This window comes from Acinetobacter sp. 22512 (genome assembly GCF_052044755.1).
Taxonomy (GTDB): Bacteria; Pseudomonadota; Gammaproteobacteria; order Pseudomonadales; family Moraxellaceae; genus Acinetobacter; species Acinetobacter pittii.
The window spans coordinates 104749-129648 of record NZ_JBQENP010000008.1; the positions used below are offsets into that span (position 1 = coordinate 104749).

27 protein-coding genes are annotated in these 24900 nt (G+C 36.1%); 11 read left to right on the forward strand and 16 right to left on the reverse strand.

Annotation, left to right across the window (positions count from 1 at the left end; genetic code table 11):
* Positions 1–261: 261 nt before the first annotated feature.
* From ACTJJG_RS10750 to ACTJJG_RS10770, 5 genes are all read right to left on the reverse strand, one after another.
* On the reverse strand, positions 262–1386 hold the full coding sequence (locus ACTJJG_RS10750) for a ribonuclease D (RefSeq protein ID WP_017386890.1): 1125 nt from the start codon (positions 1384–1386) through the stop codon (positions 262–264).
* A 332-nt stretch (positions 1387–1718) separates the two neighbouring features.
* Complete coding sequence (recR, locus tag ACTJJG_RS10755; RefSeq protein WP_032054989.1) at positions 1719–2315, reverse strand: recombination mediator RecR; 597 nt, start codon at positions 2313–2315, stop codon at positions 1719–1721.
* 9 nt (positions 2316–2324) lie between these two features.
* A complete protein-coding gene (locus tag ACTJJG_RS10760) occupies positions 2325–2654 on the reverse strand; it encodes a YbaB/EbfC family nucleoid-associated protein (RefSeq protein ID WP_002113538.1) in 330 nt (109 codons plus the stop codon).
* 264 nt (positions 2655–2918) lie between these two features.
* The gene (locus ACTJJG_RS10765) at positions 2919–3155 is read right to left on the reverse strand and encodes a hypothetical protein (protein ID WP_032057492.1); all 237 of its coding nucleotides are present in this window, start codon (positions 3153–3155) and stop codon (positions 2919–2921) included.
* A 168-nt stretch (positions 3156–3323) separates the two neighbouring features.
* On the reverse strand, positions 3324–4511 hold the full coding sequence (locus ACTJJG_RS10770; protein WP_032057493.1) for an O-succinylhomoserine sulfhydrylase: 1188 nt from the start codon (positions 4509–4511) through the stop codon (positions 3324–3326).
* Positions 4512–4647: 136 nt separating this feature from the next.
* On the opposite strand from ACTJJG_RS10770, the gene ACTJJG_RS10775 reads away from it, so the two are divergent.
* Positions 4648–5733, forward strand: coding sequence for an alpha/beta fold hydrolase (locus ACTJJG_RS10775; protein WP_032057494.1), 1086 nt, complete (start codon positions 4648–4650; stop codon positions 5731–5733).
* Between the two features lie 113 nt (positions 5734–5846).
* Here the strand turns inward: ACTJJG_RS10775 and ACTJJG_RS10780 are convergent, their stop codons facing one another.
* Positions 5847–6311: a hypothetical protein gene (locus ACTJJG_RS10780; protein WP_032057495.1), complete on the reverse strand. Its 465-nt coding sequence runs from the start codon at positions 6309–6311 to the stop codon at positions 5847–5849.
* A gap of 854 nt (positions 6312–7165) precedes the next feature.
* On the opposite strand from ACTJJG_RS10780, the gene ACTJJG_RS10785 reads away from it, so the two are divergent.
* The 3 genes from ACTJJG_RS10785 to ACTJJG_RS10795 all read left to right on the forward strand — a co-directional run bounded on the left by ACTJJG_RS10785 (position 7166) and on the right by ACTJJG_RS10795 (position 9240).
* The gene (locus ACTJJG_RS10785; protein ID WP_002122146.1) at positions 7166–7435 is read left to right on the forward strand and encodes a YARHG domain-containing protein; all 270 of its coding nucleotides are present in this window, start codon (positions 7166–7168) and stop codon (positions 7433–7435) included.
* Between the two features lie 17 nt (positions 7436–7452).
* Positions 7453–7866 carry an HIT family protein gene (locus ACTJJG_RS10790; RefSeq protein WP_372552514.1) on the forward strand — a complete coding sequence of 138 codons (414 nt, stop codon included), beginning with the start codon at positions 7453–7455 and terminating at the stop codon, positions 7864–7866.
* 255 nt (positions 7867–8121) lie between these two features.
* Positions 8122–9240, forward strand: a complete 1119-nt coding sequence (locus ACTJJG_RS10795; RefSeq protein ID WP_069119317.1) for a porin — start codon at positions 8122–8124, stop codon at positions 9238–9240.
* Positions 9241–9350: 110 nt separating this feature from the next.
* Here the strand turns inward: ACTJJG_RS10795 and ACTJJG_RS10800 are convergent, their stop codons facing one another.
* Together ACTJJG_RS10800 and ACTJJG_RS10805 are read right to left on the reverse strand one after the other, a co-directional pair.
* On the reverse strand, positions 9351–9941 hold the full coding sequence (locus ACTJJG_RS10800) for a YidB family protein (protein ID WP_347923540.1): 591 nt from the start codon (positions 9939–9941) through the stop codon (positions 9351–9353).
* A 99-nt stretch (positions 9942–10040) separates the two neighbouring features.
* Positions 10041–10502, reverse strand: a complete 462-nt coding sequence (locus ACTJJG_RS10805; RefSeq protein ID WP_032057497.1) for a DUF6231 family protein — start codon at positions 10500–10502, stop codon at positions 10041–10043.
* A 39-nt stretch (positions 10503–10541) separates the two neighbouring features.
* On the opposite strand from ACTJJG_RS10805, the gene ACTJJG_RS10810 reads away from it, so the two are divergent.
* Positions 10542–11411 (forward strand): DUF2797 domain-containing protein, encoded by an 870-nt coding sequence (locus ACTJJG_RS10810; RefSeq protein WP_004708933.1) that lies wholly within the window; start codon positions 10542–10544, stop codon positions 11409–11411.
* A 35-nt stretch (positions 11412–11446) separates the two neighbouring features.
* Here ACTJJG_RS10810 and lpxB read toward each other — a convergent pair whose 3' ends face one another.
* Positions 11447–12622 carry a lipid-A-disaccharide synthase gene (lpxB, locus tag ACTJJG_RS10815; RefSeq protein ID WP_032057498.1) on the reverse strand — a complete coding sequence of 392 codons (1176 nt, stop codon included), beginning with the start codon at positions 12620–12622 and terminating at the stop codon, positions 11447–11449.
* A 220-nt stretch (positions 12623–12842) separates the two neighbouring features.
* Between lpxB and ACTJJG_RS10820 the strand changes: the two genes are divergently transcribed.
* The 4 genes from ACTJJG_RS10820 (at position 12843) to ACTJJG_RS10835 (ending at position 17171) form a co-directional block, all read left to right on the forward strand.
* A complete protein-coding gene (locus ACTJJG_RS10820; protein WP_069119312.1) occupies positions 12843–14978 on the forward strand; it encodes a TonB-dependent siderophore receptor in 2136 nt (711 codons plus the stop codon).
* 66 nt (positions 14979–15044) lie between these two features.
* Positions 15045–15344, forward strand: a complete 300-nt coding sequence (locus tag ACTJJG_RS10825) for a hypothetical protein (protein ID WP_032056970.1) — start codon at positions 15045–15047, stop codon at positions 15342–15344.
* A complete protein-coding gene (locus tag ACTJJG_RS10830) occupies positions 15337–16893 on the forward strand; it encodes a PepSY-associated TM helix domain-containing protein (protein ID WP_032056971.1) in 1557 nt (518 codons plus the stop codon). Before ACTJJG_RS10825 ends, ACTJJG_RS10830 begins: the two co-directional genes overlap by 8 nt.
* A complete protein-coding gene (locus ACTJJG_RS10835; RefSeq protein WP_032056973.1) occupies positions 16890–17171 on the forward strand; it encodes a hypothetical protein in 282 nt (93 codons plus the stop codon). Before ACTJJG_RS10830 ends, ACTJJG_RS10835 begins: the two co-directional genes overlap by 4 nt.
* Here ACTJJG_RS10835 and ACTJJG_RS10840 read toward each other — a convergent pair.
* Positions 17146–17262 (reverse strand): hypothetical protein, encoded by a 117-nt coding sequence (locus ACTJJG_RS10840; protein WP_080776883.1) that lies wholly within the window; start codon positions 17260–17262, stop codon positions 17146–17148. The two genes, ACTJJG_RS10835 and ACTJJG_RS10840, sit on opposite strands and share 26 nt — an antisense overlap.
* A gap of 61 nt (positions 17263–17323) precedes the next feature.
* Here ACTJJG_RS10840 and ACTJJG_RS10845 point away from each other — a divergent pair, with 61 nt between their 5' ends.
* Together ACTJJG_RS10845 and ACTJJG_RS10850 are read left to right on the forward strand one after the other, a co-directional pair.
* Positions 17324–18211 (forward strand): sulfite exporter TauE/SafE family protein, encoded by an 888-nt coding sequence (locus ACTJJG_RS10845; RefSeq protein WP_069119310.1) that lies wholly within the window; start codon positions 17324–17326, stop codon positions 18209–18211.
* A 96-nt stretch (positions 18212–18307) separates the two neighbouring features.
* A complete protein-coding gene (locus ACTJJG_RS10850; protein ID WP_372552515.1) occupies positions 18308–19417 on the forward strand; it encodes a 3-deoxy-7-phosphoheptulonate synthase in 1110 nt (369 codons plus the stop codon).
* Positions 19418–19489: 72 nt separating this feature from the next.
* On the opposite strand, the gene ACTJJG_RS10855 is transcribed toward ACTJJG_RS10850, so the two are convergent.
* The 6 genes from ACTJJG_RS10855 to ACTJJG_RS10880 all read right to left on the reverse strand — a co-directional run bounded on the left by ACTJJG_RS10855 (position 19490) and on the right by ACTJJG_RS10880 (position 24813).
* Positions 19490–20233 (reverse strand): adenosylcobinamide-GDP ribazoletransferase, encoded by a 744-nt coding sequence (locus ACTJJG_RS10855; protein WP_017482235.1) that lies wholly within the window; start codon positions 20231–20233, stop codon positions 19490–19492.
* Between the two features lie 106 nt (positions 20234–20339).
* Entirely contained in the window at positions 20340–21908 is a 1569-nt protein-coding gene (locus ACTJJG_RS10860; protein WP_032062323.1) for a histidine-type phosphatase, read from the reverse strand.
* A 123-nt stretch (positions 21909–22031) separates the two neighbouring features.
* Positions 22032–22631: a histidine phosphatase family protein gene (locus ACTJJG_RS10865; RefSeq protein ID WP_032062325.1), complete on the reverse strand. Its 600-nt coding sequence runs from the start codon at positions 22629–22631 to the stop codon at positions 22032–22034.
* A complete protein-coding gene (cobT, locus tag ACTJJG_RS10870; protein WP_033849940.1) occupies positions 22624–23679 on the reverse strand; it encodes a nicotinate-nucleotide--dimethylbenzimidazole phosphoribosyltransferase in 1056 nt (351 codons plus the stop codon). The genes ACTJJG_RS10865 and cobT overlap by 8 nt, the downstream gene beginning before the upstream one ends.
* 1 nt (position 23680) lies before the next feature.
* Positions 23681–24199 carry a bifunctional adenosylcobinamide kinase/adenosylcobinamide-phosphate guanylyltransferase gene (cobU, locus tag ACTJJG_RS10875; RefSeq protein ID WP_032062329.1) on the reverse strand — a complete coding sequence of 173 codons (519 nt, stop codon included), beginning with the start codon at positions 24197–24199 and terminating at the stop codon, positions 23681–23683.
* On the reverse strand, positions 24187–24813 hold the full coding sequence (locus ACTJJG_RS10880) for a 2'-5' RNA ligase family protein (RefSeq protein WP_372552516.1): 627 nt from the start codon (positions 24811–24813) through the stop codon (positions 24187–24189). The genes cobU and ACTJJG_RS10880 overlap by 13 nt, the downstream gene beginning before the upstream one ends.
* Positions 24814–24900 lie beyond the last annotated feature (87 nt).

The following is a 24900-nucleotide window of genomic DNA, read 5'->3' on the forward strand; positions in this document are numbered from 1 at the left end:
GAATTTTTCTCATTATATAAGTTAATTTAATTCATTATTGAAATTTCAAATTATATTTACTTTATTACATTATTTTATGAATTTTATTAGACTAAATAATTCTTTAGATAAACTACAGAAAATCTATTTTTTGTATACTTAGATATTATAATTAGCTCATTTTAAATAGTAATTAATTAAAAATTTAACAGAATGGTTATGCTTTAGTTAAAAAGGCTCATCATATGATGAGCCTTTAAATTTCTAATTATTTATTGCATTTTAAATAGATAAACTTTGTTTTTCTTCTTGAAACAACTGGATTAATGGTTGCGTTAATAACTCATAACGCCATCCTAATAGATAGTCAGGTAAATCCTGTTCATCCCCTTGAGATAGAACATGTTGATGAATGGCGTTTAACCATTTTTTTCTCAGCAACACTTCTTTAGGAATAGAAGTCTCATTTATTGCATGAGCAAGCACCATATCCATTTTATTTAAAGTCTCTTTAGACGTAATCTTAAATGGTTTTGCAATCTTTGATGGCCATTTGCTTTCGACTGGCAAATCTTTAAGAAGTTCTAAAATCGTTTTGCCGTACTCGCGAACTACGTTTGGACGAATATCTTTAACTTGCGAAAGTTGAAAGCTATTGCGAGGGTTTTTTTCAACCATATCAATCATGGTTGAATTTCTAAGAATAAAACTGCGTGGCTGATTCGTTGCTTTCACAATGTATTCACGCCATTCACTTAAATTTTGTAATTGCATTAGCTGACGACGTGAGTGACGATAATTTCCCACATCGGTATATAGTAATTCGTTAGGGGTTTCACTAATGATTTCTTTAGTTAGACTACTACAGTCCTCAAGAACATAGTTATAAAGCCCTTTCTGCTTAAGCTGTTCTTGAATATGATGAGCTAACTTCATTAGATACAAAACATCGTTAGCAGCATAACAAAGTTGTTGAGGCGATAAAGGTCTAGCTAACCAATCAGATCTGGTCTGATCTTTTTCAATATCAATATCAAGACAAAGTTTTAAAGCACCTTGGTAACTCACTTGCAGGCCATGACCTAAAAAAGAAAGGCCCACTTGAGTATCAAATACATTAAGCAAATCTTCTTGATCAGCATAATGATAGATTAAATCAATATCTTCTCCACATGCATGAAAAATGTTTTGCTGCGCGAGGAAAATCTTTTTCCAAAACTGGCTTAGATCTAATGAAACACCATCCAACAGATAGACATCACCATTTACATTGACTTGGCATACTCCAAGTTTAGGCCAGAGTGTGTCAACCTTAATAAATTCTGTATCAAGTCCATATATTGAACATTGATCCATTTTTTGAAGAACATCAACCAATTCGGTTTGCTGTTGGATAAACTGAAACATGCTTTCTCAAGTATTGCAAAGAGTGCTTTAAACTCTGGTATATATAACATAGAAGCAGAAAAATGCTACTTAATCCTTTATGAATACTCTATTTTTGAACAATTTTTCGAAAATAGATAATTTTTTGATCTTTTAATTGTACTTTTTAAATTTATCTCCAAATGTTCTTTATTTAAAATTTATAAGACCTTTTTCATTCTTATATTCATATTTTATTTAAACTATCTTTAATAATAAAAGACAGAATAATATTTATGTTTAATAACTGAATTTAATTAATAAATTTAATCAAATTGATAGTGCATTCATTAATGAAATAAGCATCGCAATGCTTATTTCATTCTCATACGGTTATGCACTGCCTGACTTAAGGTATGGCTATCGACATACTCGAGTTCACCACCCTGAGGTACGCCCTGAGCAATACGTGTCATTTGTATTGGTAAGTGCTTAGTCGCCTCTACCAAATAATGAGCCGTTGCCTGTCCTTCTACAGTTGCATTCGTTGCCAAAATGACTTCTTCAATCTTACCTTGGCTTAAACGCTGAATGAGATAAGGAATACCAATTTCTTCCGGACCAATACCATCTAATGGAGAAAGATGGCCACCTAAAACATGGTATTTTCCACGAAAGCTACCGCTTTGCTCAATCGCCATCACATCCGCTGGTGATTCAACCACACACAATAACTGATCATCTCTGTCAGTTGAGGCGCAAATATCACAAATTTCATGTTCAGTCAGAGAATGGCAGACACTACATTCATGTATATAACTTGAAGCCTCATGTAAAGCATGCGCTAATGCAAATGCCCCTTCTCGATTTTTCATCAAAAGATGTAAAGCCATACGTTGAGCCGACTTCGGACCAACGCTTGGCAATATACGTAAAGCTTGAACGAGTTGTTCAAATCTATCGCTAAACACTGAATTTCCTTAGAACATGCCCGCTAAGCCAGGTGGTAAACCCATACCAGAATTTGCTTTTTGCATTTTTTCTTCAGAAATCACTTCTGCTTGACGCACAGCATCATTTACAGCAGCAGCAATTAAGTCTTCAATCATGTCTGGTTCATCTTGAAGTAATTCTGGATTAATTTCGATACGTTTTACGATATAACGGCCAGTCATTGTAACTTTAACCAAACCACCGCCCGCTTCAGCATGTACTTCAGTTTGAGCAAGCTCTTCTTTAGCCTTTTTTATATTTGATTCCATATCTTTTTGCATGCGCTGCGCTTGCTGCATAAGCATATTGATATTCATAAACCTAACTCCGTATCTCTATCAAATATTTCAAGTATTATTGATAGTCACATAACACTGCAAAACTTAAACTCTTTCTATTCCCCTATTGATCTTCAAGATCATTGAGGTTAGTACGTTTAAATCAAAATTAATCCGTAATTCTGACACAATAAATCAATGTTTTCTATTGGTATCTATGAAACTATTTTCTATGGTTAATCCACTATAAAGCTTTTATATAAAAAACTTTTGTTGAATTGAAAAAAGTAAAATTTAGAAAAGTTACTGTGCAGCCTGTAGACTTTTATTGTTTGTTTTATATTCACTTAAGGGAACATTCTTGAAAGAAGTATTGGCTTTTTCTATTGAAAGATCAGCATCTTGAACAGATTTGTTTGCATCATTAATTAATAATACAGTTTCACTGATCTGTGTTGGTTCATCTTTTTGGGCAAATACTCTATATCCAACCAGACCAATTGCCCCTATTGCAACTAAAATAATTATTGGTTTAAGCATGACTAAAGACTCTCTTTGTTATTTTTATTAAATTTAGAACTTTTATACGTTGAAATTTTAGACTGATTTATAACAAAACGTAGACTTTTTATTGCTATTGTTGCTTATTAGTAACAAAAAAAGCCACATTAAAATAAATGTGACTTTTCCCTAACTAACAAAATTTAATTAGATTAAATCCAACCCACGTGAGATATCACCAATAATGTCATTAATATCTTCTAGACCAACAGAAACACGAATTAGACCTTCTTGAATACCAGCTGCTTCTTTTGCTTCAACAGAAAGTTTGCCATGAGTTGTGGTTGCTGGGTGGGTAATCGTCGATTTTACATCACCTAGATTACCAGTAATCGAGATAAACTTTGTATTATCAATAACCTTCCATGCATCTTCACGCTCGCCTTTAACAACGAAGGATACAATACCGCCAAAGCCATTTTGCTGTTTAGCAGCAAGTTCATGACCTTCATGAGCTGGTAAACCAGCATAGTAAACCTTCTCTACCTTTTCATGTGTAGATAACCATTCTGCAAGAATCTGAGCACTCTCACAGTGTGCTTTCATACGTAAACGTAAAGTTTCTAGACCTTTTAAGAAAACCCATGCATTAAATGGGCTCATTGATGGTCCAAGCGTACGAACAACACCAAAAACTTCTTCTAACAACTGATGATTGCCAACAACAGCACCGCCTAATGCACGGCCTTGGCCATCTAAGTATTTAGTCGCAGAGTAAATCACAAGATCCGCACCAAACTTGAGTGGTTGCTGCAAAACAGGTGTACAGAAACTGTTATCAACCGCAAGTAATGCGCCATTCGCATGGGCGATATCTGCTAGCGCTTGTATATCTGCAATCTCAGCTAGAGGGTTAGACGGTGACTCAACAAAGAAAAGTTTGGTTTCAGGACGTACAGCATTTTTCCATTCGTCTAAATCACACAAATCAACAAATGTAATGTCTACACCAAACTTGGCAATATATTTTTCAAACAAAGCAACAACTGAACCAAAAACTGCTCTTGAGCAAATAACATGATCACCCGCTTTTAGATATGCCATAGCAACTGACAAAATTGCGCCCATTCCAGAGCTCGTCGCTACAGCTCGTTCAGCACCATCTAAAGCTGCTAAACGTTTTTCGAACATCGATACAGTCGGATTAGTAAAACGAGAATAGATATTTCCTTGAACTTGACCAGAAAATTTTGCTGCAGCTTCAGCCGCATTTTCATATACAAATGATGAAGTCAAAAAAATCGGTTCGCCATGTTCGCCTTCAAAACTACGAGTATGTCCGGTACGAATGGCTAAAGTATCAAGTTGGTATTCTAAATCATCAGACTGGTTCATTAAATGTTCGCCTTTACTGGTCATGTACTAAAAAACTATCATCATTTTGAGTGTCTAGGGTATTTAAGGTCAAGGTAAACCTTAAAATTATCGCTTAGACTTTATTCAACTTTAGTAAATAGTTGGTAAAAGCAAGATGAAACGCTTAAAGTCCCTTGTCTCTGAACAAAGTCAAATCAAGCACCTCTCTACCCGACTATTTCGCCCAAAAACATTGGTTTTGTCACAAAGCACTCCGTTCGAAGTGATTGGTGAATTTAATCAAACCCGTATACGTTATTACGCAGCTACTCAAAAACAATTCAAAGAACCTTTAGTATTCGTTGCTCCACTCGCTATTAATATGGCGATATATGATTTATATCCTTATCGCTCTCTTATTAAATACTTCCAAAATGCAGGTTTTGACGTATATCTTGTGGATTGGGGCCGCTTAAATTTTAAAGATAGACATCTTAACTTTTTATCATTTATTGAAGATTTCATTCCTAAAGCCATACAACTTGTCAGAACACACTCAGGAAGTGAACAAATCTCGCTTCATGGATGGAGTATGGCAGGTATATTCGTCACTTTATATACAGCGCATAATCATCCAAATTATGTTAAAAACCTTATAGTACTTGGTAGTCCAATAGACAGTTATGCTTCTGGCTATATTGGGAAACTCTATCGAACCATAAACAACGCGATTGGTCGCAATAAAAAAATTCAAGAACGTATTTATTCTGGATTGCCAAAACGTTTGATTCATAGCCCAGGAATTTTAAATTCTTTAGGTTTCAAAATTCTTGACCCTAAAGGCTGGTTCGATGGTCATATTCAACTACTAAAAAATCTTAATGATCTTCAGTTCGTACAAGAGCATGCCACTCTAAGTAGCTTTTTAAATAATATGATTGATTACCCTGGTGGAATTAATCAGGACATGTTGTTCAATGTTTGGTTGCAAAATCCATTGAAGCGCGGCTTTATTGAGTTAAAAGATAAAAAAATTGAATTAAAAAATATCGACTGCTCTCTCTTAGTGGGCGCGGGTCGTAGTGATCAACTGGTTACCGCTGATGCAGCTCAACCATTAAGCCAGTTAACCAGTAGCCAAGATGTTACGTTTACTCTCATCCCTGGCGGACATTTGGGTCTCATGTCGAGTCAGGCAAGTGCATTGGAGTTCTGGCCACAACTAGCAAAATGGCTCACCGAACGATCAACGCAAATTTAAGAATAAGGTCATGATTCAACCTATTGCTTTTATTCGGTTGGGTGGAATAAACCCTCTTATAACAGTGCATTTACCAATAATATTATTGTTTTAATAGAAAATTATTATTTTCACTATGAAGGCACTTTGTTAACTTTTTTATAATCGGATGATTTAAAGTAATTTACAATCATCTGTGCACTTTTTTCAGAAGAGGCCTTGGCCTGCTCCAGTTTTGTTACATAAGGATTAGTCACTATACAGCTCGGAAGTAAACTATTTGTAAGCGGTGGAAACTTTTCTCTTCCACCTAGAGTAATTTTTTCGATAAAACTCGCTAACCACATAATGTATTCACTTTTATTCTTATAAATTGGCATTAAGCTGATATCGAGTTTAACTGAACATTTCTTTGCAGGTTTATTTAAACATTCTTCAAAATCAATAAAGTTATATTTTAGTTTGTATGAAGTGTCTTTTATCTCTTGCCGGATAATACTAACTAAGCTATTCAAGTGCCCAATTACATCCTCGGAGAAAAGCTTTTCTTCTTCGAACTTTTTATAAACTTTTTCAGCAATTAGTAAAAATTGTGACATCACCTATTCCTTTAATATTTAGTCTTAACGAATGACTAGATCCATTAAGGAAGTATGATGAATATACTATTACTATGTGTAAGGGTATGAGGGTAGAAAGTAACTATCAGGGCAATTATGAAAACAACATTTATACTATGTCACAAAATCCAAATATAAGGCGAACTTATTCTCAATATAAAATACTAAATTTTAATGATTCGAAATAACTTTAATAAAAAAAGCCCATTTCATTTGGAGAAATGGGCTATAAAAACAAAAACTATCAAACGCAGCAATTATGGGCCATATAATAAGACTTTAAATATGTAAAATCAATGCATCTTTCAGGTGAATTTTAATCTTAAATAAAAGTCGAAAATAATTTTATCTCTGTTTCAATAAGAGAAGCCCATTTCCGTCTAAAATAAATGGGCCTAGTGAATTCCACCTAATCCTAAAATACAAAATGTGATAATTATCACGCTTTGTTCTTTGATCATGTCATTAATATCTTTCTTTTCCATTGACCAAAATTCAAACTAAAGCTGTCTTTTCAGCAAAAGATGAGTCATGAATATGGCTTTTCTACGAACTTTTTGATTTTTTATTTAATAGAAGCAAGTCCCCTATTTCATTCATTATGAGCAATTACAAGGTATTAGATAGTAGTTAAGTTATGGAAATATATATATAAATTTAGTTAAGTTTTTGTTTTTATTGTTTATTTTTAAAACATTGATATATAAAGATTTTATTCATTTTTTGCCCAAAATTCAAACCAAAATGACACTTGAGTAATTAATAGTCATTGAAATATTGGTAAGAAACCTTATATTGAGTACAGGTTCATACCTTTAACTGAGGAAAAGCTCATGAATAAATTTATGGTTGCAGTCTTTACTGGCATGGTGAGCATTGCTAGTTTAGGCGTACAAGCTGCAACACCTGAGCAAGAATGTCAAAAATTGCAAGATGATTACAATTTGATTTATGCGTCAAAAGGCTTTTGTTTTAAAGATCCTGATGCTAAAGAAAAATATGGTAATGAAAACTGTCATACGACAAAACCAAAGTTTTCTGACAAAGAGCAACAACGTCTTGACGCTATTAAAGAACGTCAAAAAGAATTGAAATGTAAATAATTTTAAAGGAATAATACATGGCATATGATGATCAAAATATCTTCGCAAAAATTTTACGTGGAGAACTTCCAGCGATAAAAGTCTATGAAGATGATCAAGTTCTAGCTTTTATGGATATTATGCCTCAAGCCGATGGTCATACATTAGTTATTCCAAAAACACCTGCTGTAACACTGCTGGACTTACCTGCTGAAGCATCAGCCTATACTATACAAATTGTTCAAAAGATTGCTAAGGCAATGGAAAAAGCACTCAATTTGGAAGGTATTGTATTGATGCAACTTTCTGGAGCAGCAGCAGGACAAACTGTTCCACATGTTCATTTTCACCTAATTCCAACAAATGTGCATCATCTTGGACGCCATGCTGTTGAGTTAGGGGATCAAGAAAAAATTAAAGAATTAGCTGAAAAAATTAAAGCAGCTCTTTGATTTTTATATGGTTAAAGCGGAGTTTAGACTCCGCTTTTTTTCGTCTAAAAACTATAAAAAATGAAAAAAACTAATTTATTTCTAAATTTTAAACGTCATAAAACTGTCATTTATTCTTCACTTCTCTGTCACAAAATTTGCCGATACTGCTTAGCAAGTTGGTGAGCTTTTGTAACTTTTTGTACATAAGTCAACTACAAAATAAATAGTTAGCTAGGCATACGCCATTTTTAAATACCTTTTGGAGAAATCTCAATGAAGAAATTGCTACTCGCTGCCGCAGTTGCAACTTTGAGCATAAACGCGGTGCAAGCAGCGCCAACTTTGTATGGCAAACTAAATGTTTCTATTAACCAAGTTGATAATAAAAATTTCGATGGTAAAAGTGACGTTACCGAAGTTAACTCAAACTCTTCTCGTATTGGGGTAAAAGGCGAAGAGAAATTAACTGACAAGTTATCTGCTGTTTATTTAGCTGAATGGGCAATTTCTACTGATGGTTCAGGCTCTGATACTGACCTTAGTGCTCGTAACCGTTTTATCGGTTTAAAAACTGAAGGTGTTGGTACATTAAAAGTAGGTAAGTATGATTCTTACTTCAAAACAGCTGCTGGTGGTAACCAAGACATCTTTAATGACGATACACGTTTAGATATTACTAATATCATGTACGGTGAAAACCGTTTAGACAACGTGATCGGTTTTGAATTAGACCCTAAATTATTAGCTGGTTTAACATTCAATATCATGGCTCAAACTGGCGAAAGCACCTCTGATAGCAAACCGGGTGAAACTGGTAAAGATAGCAAAAATGATAGCTTTGACTCTGTATCAACATCGCTTGGTTACGAAAACAAAGATATCGGTTTAGCAATTGCCGCTGCTGGTGACTTTGGTATTAAAGGTAAATATGCAGCTTACGGTCTAAAAGATGTTTATACCGATGCTTACCGTGTAACTGGTTCTTATGATATTGCTAAATCTGGTTTTGTTGTAGGTGCTTTATGGCAACACGCTGAACCTACTGATGACTTGACTGCTTATAAAACGTCAAAAACTACGCGTGTAGATGGTGTTGATAAAACTACAGATACCTATACAAACTACAAAGGTTTAGAAGAAGAAGCATATGCAGTAACAGCTGCTTATAAAATTCCTAACACTAAACTTAAAGTGAAAGCAGAATACGCTTCTGCTGAAACACAAGTAAGCGGTAAACAAGATCGTAAAATTGACTTATACGGTTTAGGTCTTGATTACCAAATCAACAAACAAGCTCGCTTCTACGGTATCGTTGCTCAACAAAAACGCGACTGGATTAAAGAAGACGACAAACAAACTGTTGTAGGTACTGGTATCGAATATAACTTCTAATCAGTTATGTTTGATTCAGATCTAAAATAAAAGGGCTTATGCCCTTTTATTTTTTGTCCTGAGTAAAAAAAGCCGATATAAAACTTATCGGCTTTTTTAAGATTTATATCTTATTTTAAAAAACCACTTACAAGATTCATAACGTTTTGAATGTCTTGATTTGCTTCTTGATGATCGGTACTTTCACCCTGAGGTGTTAAAGAGTCAATGACCTGAGGTAAGACGGATGCGATTGCACCGTAAACTTGCTCTTTTGGCGCTTGGGCTTGCTCAGCAACTTGTTCAATGTCAGCTGGATTAAATAAACTCTGTAATTGCTGAGTCGGAACTTCGCTATTACTTTGATTTGGATCAACCCAGCTTTGAACCTGGCTTCCTAAACCCGCACCTTTCAACTTTTCTAATGCAGCCTGTAAACCACCTTGTTGCTGCACCCAACCTAAGATTAAAGGCACAACTGCAATTAATAAACTTTGTACACCGCCACCTGCTTGAGGTGTGTTGTTATTGCCAGTCACTTGCCCTAATACAGAACCTAGTACGCCCCCAAGACCACCTTGGGTACCAGATGAAGTATTACCCCCCATTTGTCCTAGCACTGAACCTAAAATTCCACCTAAACCACCTTGACCTGACGCTTGCTGATTCCCACCTAAAGCCTGCTTAGCCAAAACTTCTACAATGTTGCTTAAATTAGTCATGTGTAACTCTTATGTATGGTTTATACATGAGCATACGCGGATTCTTGTTAAGACAGCAAAAACCAAATTGTTAAATTTTGAAAGAGATTTAAGGCCCTTTTACCAGCGGAATTTATTCCAGTTTTCCGGGTTCGCCCAGAACTTTGAATTAAACCAGTCTGGAACATGTTTATAAGTCAATATATTAAATTGCCATAAAGCAAAATCACTATCATATGAAGTTTTATCAATAAGTTGAGTAAAACCTAAAGAACGTAATAACTGCTCATCACTGCGTTTACTTACCACTACAATTCGTTTCGCTAATAAATCTCTTAGCTTTACTAATAATTGTGATTTTTGTACATCGCTGATGTTTTGCATTTCATCAGTATCAAACAATACAAAACCCAAGTCATAACGCTGAGTAAAAGGCAGACTTAAAAGCTCAGTTACGGTAAAATAGTGCCATTGAATTGCGTTATTCTGGTCAATTTTCTGGCCAATACAAAGTGCAGTATGAATGGGCTGTTCGTTTGATAAATCGTCTAGCATAGAAGTGATGACATTTTGTTCAGCCATAACTGCAACCCTTAATTGAAAGATGTGAGTTTAAACTTTATGGAACTACAAGGCATTTGCCATAAAATGCATGCAGGCCTAAAAGATGCTAGTGTAACTGATCAACAGACAACCAAGGCAAATGTTGAATACAAATTTGTATTAGACCGTTCAGAAATTGATCTTCCTTTTAATTTAGGACAAGAACTAGAAATCGAATGGACAGGTAATATTTATTGCACTTCTTGTGGCACTAAAACACCAAAGTCTTATTCTCAAGGCCACTGCTTTAAATGTTTTAAGACCAAAGCAGAATGTGACCTTTGTATTATGAAACCTGAAACATGTCACTATCACTTAGGCACATGTCGTGAAGATGACTTTGCCCATAGCGTTTGTTTCCAACCACATATTGTATATTTGGCAAACTCTAGTGCTTTAAAAGTGGGTATTACTCGTGTTAGCCATATGCCAGGTCGTTGGTTAGATCAAGGTGCAACTCAAGCCTTACCTATTTTAAAAGTTGGATCACGCCGTTTATCTGGTCAACTTGAAACCATGTTTGGTTCTTTAATTGCTGATAAAACAGATTGGCGCAAACTCCTCAAGGGTGAAGCTGAACCTTTAAATATGGTTGAACAACGGGATCAATTAATCGAAGAGTTCGCCCCTAAAATTCAAACTATTCGTGAAGAATTTAGTCAAAACCTTGAATTTAACGAAACGGTTGAACTACTAGAAAATGAATTGCCACGTGAGTTTGTTTACCCAGTTGAACAATATCCTGAAAAAATTAAGTCTCTAAACTTAGATAAAACACCGAAAATTCGCGGTGTATTACAAGGGATTAAAGGCCAATATTTAATTTTTGATATTGGTGTTATCAACATTCGTAAATATACTGGTTACGAGCTGATTGTACGTGCCTGAGTAGATTTAAAAAGCCCCTAAAAATGGGGCTTTTTTTACTTTTCAAGTACTTTTAGGACTGCTTGGACTGGGTCTTCTGTATTTCCAGAAATAAGCTGTTTATGCATAGTTAAATGTTGCATCACTTGAATTTGAGCTGTCTCAACATTCATTAGTTTTTCTATTTCAGCTGCTAAATTTTCAGGTGTGGCATCAGCTTGAATTAGCTCTTCAATTACTTTTTTACCCGCAATAATATTAGGCAAAGAGTAATAAGGAATTTTCACCAAGAATTTAGCAATTAAATAAGTTAACCAATGCAATTTATAGAATGTGACCATTGGTCGATGCATCAGCATGGCTTCTAATGTCGCCGTTCCTGATGCTAAAGCAATAACGTCACTCGCGTTCATGACCATACGACCAATTTTCGATTCACTATCTGTATTTTCTAAAATATGAATTTTTGCTTTTAATTGAGGCGCTAATTGTTCAACACCCTGCTCAATCTGTTGTTTACGAGCATCGTTAATTGCCGGAATTAAAAATTGAATGTCTGGATGTTTGGTATGCAAAATATTGGCAGCCCCCAGTAACATAGGAAGAAGACGCTCTACTTCACCTTTGCGGCTACCAGGTAACAAGGCAATATGTTTTTGATTTTCATCAATACCCAATTGCTGTTTGGCAATTTGAATTGGATTCTCAAGTGGCAATTGTTTAGCTAGCGGATGTCCGACAAATGCTGCTGGAACTTTATATTGTTCATAAAAAACTTTTTCAAAAGGAAATAAGCAAAGTACTAAATCTATACTTTGTTTGATGCCATGAACACGCCCTTGGCGCCACGCCCAAACTGATGGGCTCACATATTGAACTGTTTTTATTGGAAGATTCTTTTCTTTAATACTTTTCGAAAGTCTAAGGTTAAAGTCTGGTGCATCAATACCTATAAACATATCAACCGGATGTTGAGTCCATTGATTGATTAGACCATCACGCACGGCGAATAATTTTTTTAAATCTTTTAAGACCTCAACAATCCCCATCACAGATAGAGTTTCCATTGGGTAATAACTATTAAAACCTTCAGCAATCATTTGAGGACCACCGATTCCCTCAAATTCGGCATCGATTCCTTGTTCTCGAAAACTACGCATAAGTTTCACACCAAGCGTATCTCCAGAAACTTCACCAACTACAATGCCTATTTTAAGTTTTCGGTTTGCCAAGGTCATTTACCCAAGAATTTGAAATAATGCATTCTAGCATAGAGGTTTATCAATCTTGAACTTGATCTATATGTACTTACCAAGAGCAGCCACAGTACAAACTATCTAAAATTACACTCATTCACCATCTTTTAATCTAAATTAACAATGCAATTTGAATTGTAGCTTACATTTACAAACAATAAAATAAATGAGAATTATTTACATTATCCTTAATCTTATGAATATCCCACCTCGACCATTTAAGCTTACCGTAATCGCCTGCGCGATTTGTTATGCGAACCTCTCTCATGCTCAGGACTCAGAGGTACAATCTTTACAGACAATTCAAGTTAAAGCATCAAATGCTGAGCAGTCTTCTGAACAAACCAAAGCATATAATGTTAAGAACTCGAGTAGCGCAACCAAGCTTAATATTGAGGCTAAAGAAACTCCTCAAACCATTAACGTCGTTACTCGTCAGCAAATAGAAGATTTTGGTCTTACTAGTACCCGAGATGTTTTAAAAAATACCCCAGGTGTAACAGTATCTAATCAAGAAACTGAGCGAACTACTTATATGGCTCGTGGTTTTGAGATTTCAAATATATTAACTGACGGCGTAGGTTTTCCCCTCTCAGGTTATAACTATAACAATACGAATCCTGATACTTATTTCTATGATCGTGTAGAAGTTGTTAAAGGTGCTGATTCTTTAACTAACGCCTTCGGTGATCCAAGTGCAACAATCAATAATATTCGAAAACGCCCGACTCAGGAATTCCAAGCAAGTGGCGGTGTAAGTTATGGCTCTTGGGATACGCAGCGTTATGAAGCTGATGTTTCTGGCGCAATTATACCGAGTGGAAAAGTACGTGGCCGTATTATGGGCTATGAACAAACTGGTGATTCTTACCTTGACCGCTATTCTTCTGAGAAAAATGGTTTCGCAGGTATTATTGAAGCTGATTTGACAGATAGCACTTTACTTACCGCAGGTTATAGCCAAGAACAAAATAAACCTAATGCAAATAACTGGGGTTCTCTGCCTTTATTAGATGCCAATGGTAAACAAATTTCATATGATCGTTCATATAATCCAAACCCTGACTGGGCACACTGGGATAATGAAACTCAAAATGCTTTTGTTGAATTAAAGCAAAAAATTAATGACCTATGGACGGCTAAGCTAACTTACAACTATCTTGATACGAAGCATAATAGCCGTCTTCTCTATTACTATGGTTACCCAAAAGCTGACGGTTCAGGTGTTTCTCTAACTCCTTGGGGTGGCCAAGAACACCAAGAAAAACATGCTGTCGATTTTAATCTCGAAGGGAGCTATAAGCTTTTTAACCAAGAACATGAGGCATCTTTAGGCTATAGCTATGTACGTAATCATCAGCAAGATAAACAATCTACAGGAACGATTAACGATAGTAACGTTATAAAATCAACCACTACAGATTGGGCAAGTTGGACACCGCAATCTATAACTTGGTCGAATTTTACGGAAGCCGCAAACTATAAACAGAATATTAACTCCATCTATGCCGCGACACGCTTACATCTTAATGAAGATTTAAAACTTTTACTTGGTGCAAACTATGTCCAAGCTGAAAGTAAAGGTGAAAGTTATGGTTCACCAATGTCATATAGTGAAAGTAAAGTCTCACCATATGTTGGACTAACTTATAACTTTACACCTGAATATACAGGTTATATGAGTTACACCTCAATTTTCCGTCCTCAAACTGGTATTGATAAAGATACCAATCAAGCTTTAAAACCTATTGATGGTAAAAGCTATGAAATGGGCGTAAAAAGTTCATGGCTAGATGACCGTTTAACAGGAACACTTTCAGTATTTAAAACTGAACAAAATAATTACCCTTTACGCAGCTCTGATGGAAATCCACTTAATCGAAAAGTACCAACGAGTGGTTTAGAGTCACAAGGTGTAGAAGTCAGTCTATCAGGTCAAATTACTGATAACGTAAATCTTTCTTTCGGCTATGCTCAATTTAGTATTAAAGATACAAAAAATGGTGGCGAGGCAAGAACCTACAATCCAAACCAGACACTTAACTTGCTAACCACCTATACTCCGCCAGCTTTACCTAAGCTGAAAGTTGGTGCAGGTTTACAATGGCAAGATGGGATAAAGTTATATGATTCAAATGTAAACAGTACGATCAAACAAGATGCATATGCTTTAGTCAATTTAATGGCAAGCTATGAAGTCAATGATCATATTACGCTTCAAGCAAATGGTAATAATATTTTTGACAAGAAATATTTAAATAGTTTCCCCGATGGGCAAGCTTTTTATGGCGCTCCAGCCAATTATACAGTTGCTGTAAAGTTTAAATATTAATACCGTAGCCAATCCCAATTTAGGGATTGGCTTTACTTATTATTCTTTGTTTATGTGTCAGTAAAGATGTCCAAAACTGTAAATCTCCCTGTGTCATATCGTATAAAAGTTTTCTATCGATTCTTGCTAGTTTTCGGTATGGGCTTTGCCTGTATGACGTATTTAAGTCTTGGACTCACTGGAATTTTCCTTTTGAATCTGGACAAAGCTGAGGCTATCTATCTTTCAGCATTTATATCGATTTTATTTTACGTAGTCTTTGTAATTGTTGGTTTCTGCATTCAATCATTAGTACGACTGACCATTGTATCAATCGCACTATTTGCCCTTTTCTTTATTGTGACACGGACGGTGGGTTATGCATAAAGGTATACGTCAATCTATGGCATGGCTACACTCATGGACTGGCTTAATTTTTGGATGGCTCGTGTTTGCCATTTTCTTAATGGGTAGCCTATCTTATTACCGCCACGAAATTAATTTATGGATGCAGCCTGCACTTGCGCAATATGAAGTAAAGCAAGATATTGCTATTAAAACAGCATATCAATATTTACAAGAAAACGCTCCAGACGCCAAATCTTGGTACTTAACTGTGGCTACACCAGAAAGTCCCGTCAACACCATGTATTGGGAAAAAGCTGACGGCGGTTATGGTAATGCCACACTTGATGCTAATACGGGAAAAGAACTTCAACTTTCGGCAACCCTAGGCGGAGATTTTTTTTACCGCTTCCATTACCAACTTTTTGGCATTCCAATAATAGTTGGGCGATTAGTCGTATGTCTTGCCGCATTTATTATGCTGATTGCTTTGGTTTCAGGCATTATTACCCATAAAAAAATATTCACTGACTTTTTTACTTTACGTACATTTAAGTCTCAGCGTTCATGGCTAGACTTTCATAATATTTCTTCAGTCATTGCTCTGCCCTTCTTTTTAACCATAACATTTACAGGCTTAGCTATTTTCTTTTATTTATATCTGCCTTGGGGAATGCAAAAACTTTACCCTGAAAACCCTTATCAATATTTTACCGAAATCCGCACAAAGACTATATTTGAGAATCAATCGATTCAACCTGCTCAAAACTTAGCTATTGAGAAGCTGCTGAGCCAAGTTCAACAAAGTTGGGGCAACCAACCTTTATCAACAATGAGTGTAAAAAATCCAAATACCAATCAAGCTCAAATTACATTTATTCAAAAAGAAGACCGCACTATTACTCGAAATCAGCCTCAAATTACATTAAATGCTTCAACTGGCAAAGTCTTAGAAGACACACGTAATAATAGCCCTATTGCAACATTGAATGCGGGTGTTTATGGCCTGCACATGGCAACATTTGCTCAGCCTTTACTTCGTTTAGGATTCTTTTTCTCAGGCATTTTAGGCTGTGTAATGATTGCTTCTGGTTTATTACTTTGGAGTCTTAAACGCCAAATTCAAAATAAAAATAGTCAGTTTCATTTCGGACACTATTTAGTTGACCGTTTAAATGTTGCAGCATTTGTAGGATTGCCTTGTGCAACTGTGGCCTATTTAAGCTCAAATCGATTGTTTACAGTCACGTCAACCACAATCAATTATGAAGTTTATAGCTTTTTCTTGGTTTGGTTAATTAGCTTAATCATTGCATTAATCACTAAAAAACAGCATTTGTGGCGAACTCAACTTAGCGTTTTTATTATGCTGTGTCTTGCACTTCCAATCTTAAATCTAATTTATTTACTTAAACATGAGTATGTTCAAAGCCTCAGTGATTATTGGACCTTTGCACGTGTAGATGTATTTTTGTGGCTATTTGCAGCTTTAGCCATTTTTATATTTTGCAAAATTCAACCTATCCAGCATAAAGCTGTCGCAAAAATTCAAAAAAAGCTGAATAAATTAAATACTGAGGTGAGCTCATGATTCTTATAGCTTTCATCTTAATTTTATTAGGGATGTATATGTTGTTTATGGCGAGCGAGAAATATCGATCGCCGAAATCAACAGGTCATTTCAAATCGTTAGCTCAAAAGTATTACCGATATTTCAAAATAGCCGCATTCATATTATTTGGTTTATGTGCATTTATTCTTATTCAACAATATAAATTTTCAATTGGTTTTGTCAGTTGGTGGATCTTTGCAACGCCATTAACTTTTCTTCTTATACTTTTAGTTAACCCACTAAAGTCACCAAAATAATCATTTTCTTTAAAAAATGATGAAAAATAGTACAAGCTAAGCAAAATTTTCGTTGCTTAGCTTTTTTTTGCATAAGTAAATCATTATTCATGACAACTGTTTATCTCTAAAAGGAATAAGATATCTGCGTTTCGTGATAAGTGGCGATAAAGATGTCTGGTGCTTTTGAATTTATCTTAGCGGGTATGTTAGTTGGTTTCTGTGTAGGGATTACAGGAGTTGGTGGTGGATCATTAATGACACCAATTTTAATTAGTCTTTTTAGAATTGAACCTCATATCGCGATTGGTACCGATTTACTTTATGCCGCAATCTCAAAATTTTGTGGATCAATGGTTCACGCAAAAAAACTCAATATTGTCTGGCCAATTGTTTTATGGTTAGCAGTAGGTAGTATTCCTGCATCTTTCGGTACTTCATGGGTACTTGAGCATTATTTAAGCCAGTCAACACACTATAAAGCTGTACTCACCATGGTGTTAGGTTTTATGCTGACCTTAACTGGTGTTTCCATCATTTTCCGTACGCGTATTGAGAAATTCTTTAATAAATTCAGAACTAAAGAAGTCACTCAAACTGAAAATGAGCAGTTGGCAATCCATAAAAAACGTAGCTTTATCGTGATTATGGGCATCATTTTAGGTGTATTCGTAACTCTTTCATCAGTTGGTGCGGGTGCATTTGGAATCATGGCACTTGTGATTATGTTCCCGAACTTACCTATGATCCGAATTATTGGGTCGGATGTTGTACATGCAGTATTGCTTACCTTAGTGGCTGGCCTTGGACACATGAGTGCTGGTAACGTCGACTTTACACTTCTGATGTGGTTATTGGTGGGTTCAATTCCAGCAATTATTATTGGAACATTAATTAGCTCTCGTATGCCTGAACGTTTAATCCGAAAAATTCTAGGGATTACCCTATTTGCCCTCGGTGTTAACTTTATGGTTCATCCAGTCAAAGCAAAACCGAAAGCACCTGTGGTACAACAACAAGCAGTAGTTGCCGAAAAAACAGGCAACTCGACTGAAAGATAGTAAAATCAATAGGATTTTTCCAATCTGAAATACCATGAGATGTAGTATTTTCATAATTATTTCATGGTATATTCAGTACACAAAACAACCTTTAGTATGATCGAACCAGTGACAGCAATGACTACACATTCAAATTCCGTTTCAAAGCCAGATATCGACGACGTTAATATTAAAAGCATTCAAACTCTTGTAACACCAAATGAGCTTAAGTCAGAACTTCCTTTATCTGATGTTGCTTCGCAAACTGTTCTAAAAGGCCGCGAAACTATTCGTAATATTTTAGATGGTTCAGATAAACGTTTGTTTGTTGTTATTGGTCCTTGCTCTATTCACGACCCAAAAGCTGCTCACGAATATGCTGATCGCTTAAAAGCGCTAAGCGAAAAGGTTAAAGATACCCTATATCTAGTTATGCGTGTTTATTTTGAAAAACCACGTACGACAATTGGTTGGAAAGGTCTAATCAATGACCCGGATATGAACGACTCATTTAACATCGAAAAAGGTTTACGTATTGGTCGTAAACTCTTGCTTGAGTTAAATGAAAAAGGTTTGCCATGTGCAACTGAAGCACTCGATCCTAACTCTCCACAGTACTACCAAGACTTAATTTCATGGTCTGCAATTGGCGCACGTACAACCGAGAGCCAAACTCACCGTGAAATGTCTTCTGGCTTATCTTCACCAGTTGGTTTTAAAAATGGTACAGACGGTGGCTTAACTGTTGCAACCAATGCGATGCAATCTGTTAAATATGGCCATAGTTTCTTAGGTCTAAATGAAGACGGTCAGGTTTCAATTATTAATACAAATGGTAACCCTTATGCACACGTTGTATTACGTGGTGGTAATGGTAAACCAAACTATGACGCAGGCTCTGTTGCAGAAGCAGAAAATGCTTTAGCAAAAGCTAAAGTGAGCAACAAAATTATGATTGATGCGAGCCATGCTAACTCAAATAAAGACCCGTATTTACAACCACTTGTTCTTAAAAATATTACTGAACAAATTTTAGATGGTAATAAGTCAATCGTAGGTATTATGGTTGAAAGTCACTTAAAAGGTGGACGCCAAGATATTCCTGACAATCTTTGTGATTTAGAATATGGCAAATCAGTAACTGATGGTTGTATCGATTGGGAAGCTACTGAAAAGACATTGCTTGAAATGCATGAAGCTTTAAAAGATGTTTTACCAAACCGCTAATTCATCTTTTTAAGATTGAAAATTAAGCCCTCATTTTTTGAGGGCTTTTTTATTTTTGGATGAAACTCAAAATTAAAGTAAATAAAAATAACTCAAAACAAAAGCAAAAAGGAGTACGGTTTCACTTAGTTCAATCGCTGCACCGACGGTATCCCCCGTAATACCACCAATTCTTTTAATAAACAGATGTCTTAAATAAACGAGACTTATTAAAAAACTAATGATGGCAATAAGTCCTTGCAACTCCCAATACAAAGGTAATAGTAGAACGAACCCAGTGATTATCCATGAAGTTGTTTTAGGTGAGTGATCTGTCAAAGAACGCCCTAACCCTTTTTCACGTACATATGGTGTAGTTAAGAATAAAATAGATGGCACCACACGCCCAAGGCTAGGAACAAAGACTAAAAATAACGTTTGATGCTGTTCAATCAATACATAAACCAGTGCAAATTTGAGCAAACATATGATAACTAAGCTGAGGACTCCAATTGGGCCACAACTTGGATCCTTCATGATTTGTAAAGTTCGTTGTTTATCACCAAAACCGCCTACCCACGCATCGGCTGTATCTGCTAGCCCATCTAAATGCAGCCCACCTGTTAGCCAAATCCATAAAGTCATGATGATAGTAGCAAGCAAAAGAACGGGTAATTTAACTAAAAGACACGAGATAAGAAAAAGAACGCCACCAATAATCAGCCCAACCAGTGGATAAAACAAAATAGCTCGACCATTTTGTTGCGCCGTCGGCATTGTCTTTAGCTCAATAGGCAGAACAGTTAAAAATTGCAATGCAATCCAAAAAGGTGTCATATCCAAGTCTCTAACTGGTCTATATTTAAAAGCAAATTAAATTATGAAGAAATAAAAATGGGAATAGCAATCCCTATTCCCATTAAAGACTTCAAAAACTGAAAATCTATTGCATTTGATAGCACTGTTTCAATTTAATGTAGTCGTAGTAAAAACTAGTTGGTGTATAACGTGCATAGTTACATGCAGATTTGAACAAAGTTTCTTTTTCGTTATAAAGCATTTTAACCAAAGTAGAGCCTTGGCTATTTTGGTAAATATCCCATTGGACATTTGCTGCCATAGGTGAAACTACTTCACCGCGCCATGCGCTAGTTGAGTAATTATAAGTCTGGCGAAGCGGTAAAGGCTGCATCATATTATGTAAATCTAGACTGGTTGCTAGAGGAATAATAATTTCAGCATGGGCAAAACGTAAAACTGCTTTGTATGGTTGGGTTTTATTTACAACCGCATCAACTTGTTGGAACCAGTCCTGTTTGAGTCCTTGAGCAATTTCACTTGTGACTTGATTTGACTCTGTAAAACTTGGACCTTTTTCGTAAAAATCGTTTGCATCATTAAATTCAGCGTAGAATTTTGCAGCTTCTAACGGCATATATTTATCAAAATTGATACCTTTCAACTCATCTTTCATACCACCAGAAATTGAATAGAGCTCATAAATATACGCTGCTGCATCAACTGCACTGGAAATCGTATTTTTCCCCTTACCTTTTTCGGTAATTTGCTCACCTTTAGGTGAAGTGACTGTAAAAGATCCAGTGTTGCTAAAACTATAACCTGTTGTACCCAGTTTTTTAATAAAATCCGCTTTAAAAATCGGGCTGAGCACTGTTTGAGCTGTTTTTTCAGCCTCGGTATTTTTCGATAACTCATCTAACTTTTGGGCTAAATCTTTATTATTTTCTTCAAAATCTTGATAGGCCTGACTAGCATCATAAATTTTTTGTTGGCTAGCACTCAGGGGTTGAGCTAAGTCTTCGTCTGCATTCAAACTATGAAAATAGAGTTTGAAACGATCAACGCCGCCATCTTCAACACTCGGCCCGCTTTCACTTGATAAATTGGTATAAGACAATGGAACAATTTTATCTTTCAGTTGCGGTTGTTGTTTTATAAGTTCAGCAGTGAAAAATTTAGCACTATCTACCGCACGATCCACCCCAGAACTTTGTACCAATATAGAGGCTTGGGAATTTAAAAGAGTTGGTAAGCGTTGTAATAAACGATCTGCAATGCCACGGTGTTCTAAGATACCAGTCATGGTTTCATTTCCATAACCGTACTGGCGGATCCCTTCCACGCCATAACCTAATAAGATATTTGCCTTCATCATGGCTTCTAAATCAGCATCTAATTGCTCACCTAATGGTGTTAAGGCATTTTCTGCTTTTGCCTGTTTCCATAAATTATAAAGTGCCAAATCATATTTCAGACTTGAGAGACCTCTTGAACCGTGACGTGCCACTAGCTCTGTAAAAACTGGCTGGAATCCATTCGGTGTTTGTTCATAGTTTTTTATTTCTTGTTGCGGTTGGTAAGGCGTTTTTGTTTGATAATATTTTGATTGGTTTGTGGATGGTGCAGTTTGAGCTTCTTGATCATCATTATCGTTACACGCAACGAGTAATAGTGATGCGGCGAGCACAGTCGTTTTAAATAAAATATTCATAAGTCAGATGAGTGGTTATAAGAAATGCCAATAGCTTAGTTTTTAGCAATGACAGTTCTATTACACAGGCTAAAATAATATTGTAAAAATAATAACTTACAAGTGTATAAAAATATAAAACTACTATCTTAATATAAAAGTTAATTGACCATCTGTTTCAGAAAATTCAAGAGAATATAATTTCCCAAGTTCTGCCGGCATTTTAAGTAAGTCATCTAGAGGCTGTTGTCTGGCTAAGCAAGCCAATAGCTTAATTACACCGCCATGAGTTATAACCAGTGCATGCTGTAAGTTTTGCTTTTGCATATGCTTCAGCAAATCTTGAAAGCCTTTAAGGACCCTTATTTGAAACTGGTTTAATGTTTCTGCGCGAGGTGGACAATATTGACTAGGTTTTTGCCAAAAATTTGCAAGTAATTCGGGTGAAGTTTCATAAATTTGCTGAGTTGAGACGCCTTCCCAATCACCAAAATACATTTCCTTTAAGTCATGATTTAGAAGTAAAGGCAGCTGAGTTGTCTTCGCAAGTTGCTCAGCAAAACAAGCACAACGCTTTAATGATGAACTTATAATGACATCCCATGGCTGATTAGCCACTTGCTCAATGGTTGACTGCATTTGCTGCCAACCTTTTGCTGTTAACTCATCATCTAAATGTCCACGTAAAGTATGGCTATATTGACTTTCGCCATGTCTGAGCAAATCAATTCTAAATTTACCCAATTTTATCCCCGCTAACAGCAGCTTCGGCAAATGTAGCCATCTGGTTGTGTAATACACATGCCATTTTAACCAATGCCAAAGCAGCGCCAGCACCACTACCTTCACCTAAACGTAAATTCATTTTTAAAATCGGCTCAGCATTGAGTTCTTGTAAAATACGTTGGTGGCCATATTCTGCCGATTGATGGCCAAAAAGCATCCAGTCACGCACTTTAGAATTCATTCGTACTGCGCATAAAGCAGCGACCGAACTAATAAAACCATCCACAATGATAGGTAAGCCCACCTGCGCACAGCGGATATAAGCACCTGTAATTGCCGCAATTTCCAAACCACCTACGGCGCATAATGTTTTGAAGACATCACCGACGACATGTTTATGGTGAAGTTCAATTGCCTTTTCAATCACTTCAATTTTATGTCTTAACTGATCGGCACCAATTCCTGTACCAACTCCAGTTAATTGCTCGGCAGTATCATTTAATAAAAGACATGCTAAGGCAGAAGCAGAACAGGTATTTCCAATTCCCATTTCACCCGCAATATAAATATCTGCACCTTTAGATTTGGCCGTGTCTACACTGTTTTTACCTAACTCTAAGGCAGCACGGCACTCTTCAGCATTCATTGCAGCTTGTTTGGCAAAATTTGCTGTGCCGGCACGAATACAATGACGTTCAACCCCTGCATATTCATATGCTTCACCAACTGTACCGCAATCAATCACTTGTAAATGAGCTTGATGATATTTGGCAATGACACTAATTGCTGCACCACCAGTCGTGAAGTTTTGTAACATTTGACGGGTAACGGCTTGAGGATATGCAGAGATATTTTCTTCAACCACGCCATGATCGCCAGCAAAAACTGTAATCCATGGATGGTTAATGTGTGGATGCGCATTTGATTGCAAACTAGCAAGTTTTACTGCTATCAGTTCTAGATCACCTAAAGCACCTGTAGGTTTGGTCAGTTGAAGCTGGTGTTGCTCAGCTTGTTGTTTTGCGTCCACATCAGGTTGCTGTACAGATTGTAACCACCAGTTCATTTTATTTCTCACCTTTTAAAATCATTGGAAAACCAGCCACACAAAACACAACCTTATCTGCAATTTGCCCTAGAGCTTGATGTAGTCTGCCTGCTTCATCGACAAACCGACGACTGATCTCACCGAGTGGTACAACACCAAGACCAGTTTCATTACTTACTAAAATAATTTCTGACTGAAGCGTGGGTAAAATTTTTAACAGCTGCTCACATTCAAATTTCTGAACATTTTGATCTTCTAAAAGTAACAAATTGGTTAGCCAAAGTGTTAAACAATCCACAAGAATAATTTGATTAGGTCGATCAATTTTTTGCAGAATCTTTGCTAAATATAAAGGTTCTTCAACCAAGGACCAGTGAGAAGGACGCTGATTTTGATGATGGGTTATTCGACTTTGCATTTCAGAATCTAGCGCTTGCGCCGTTGCAACATAAGTGACAGCTAATTGCCTGTCTATTGCCGTTTGTTCAGCCAGTCGGCTTTTGCCAGAACGGGCTCCACCCAAAATCAGTTGCAACATGCATCACCTAAAAACAAATGCTGATACGGATATAACTTACCTTGTAAAGTTTGAGCTTGATAATAACCAAATGTTAAATGCTCAACTTTAAGGTCAAATTCAGCCTGTTTATATTGTACAGGTAATTCAGAAATTTTTTGTAAAATCAAATCACTACTATAGTCTGTTTTATACAACCCCAAAGTGATGTGTGGGCAATAATCTAAAGCCGCAATTTCATTAGAAACTAAACCTAACTTTTGGCGTATCTGAAATAAGATATTTTCAGTGTCTCCTATTTCTACAAATAGAGCACTACTAAAGCTATCGATTGAACCAATTTTTAAATGAAACGGAGCAAAATCTTCTTTTTTTAAGATTTCTCTTTGCTGCTCAAATTCACTCAAACTAAAGTCATCACTATAAACTCTGGTTTCGTGGTTTAAAAATCCACATATAAACAGCGTGATATGATATTGACGACTATTGGGTTCTAATAAGAATTCTGAAAAATGCGCGCGCAAGGCATCTAAATAATCAGCTATTTTTTGATCATTAATTTCTAAATACCATAACGCATAATTTTGGCGCCCAAGATGCCACTCAGGATAATCTCGTATAGATGTTGGCATCATGAACGTCGAGGGTTTTATCAACACAGCTTTAATTCAAAATCATTCAGTTTTTGTATTAAAGCATGTTTGCATTTCAGTTGTAGAGCA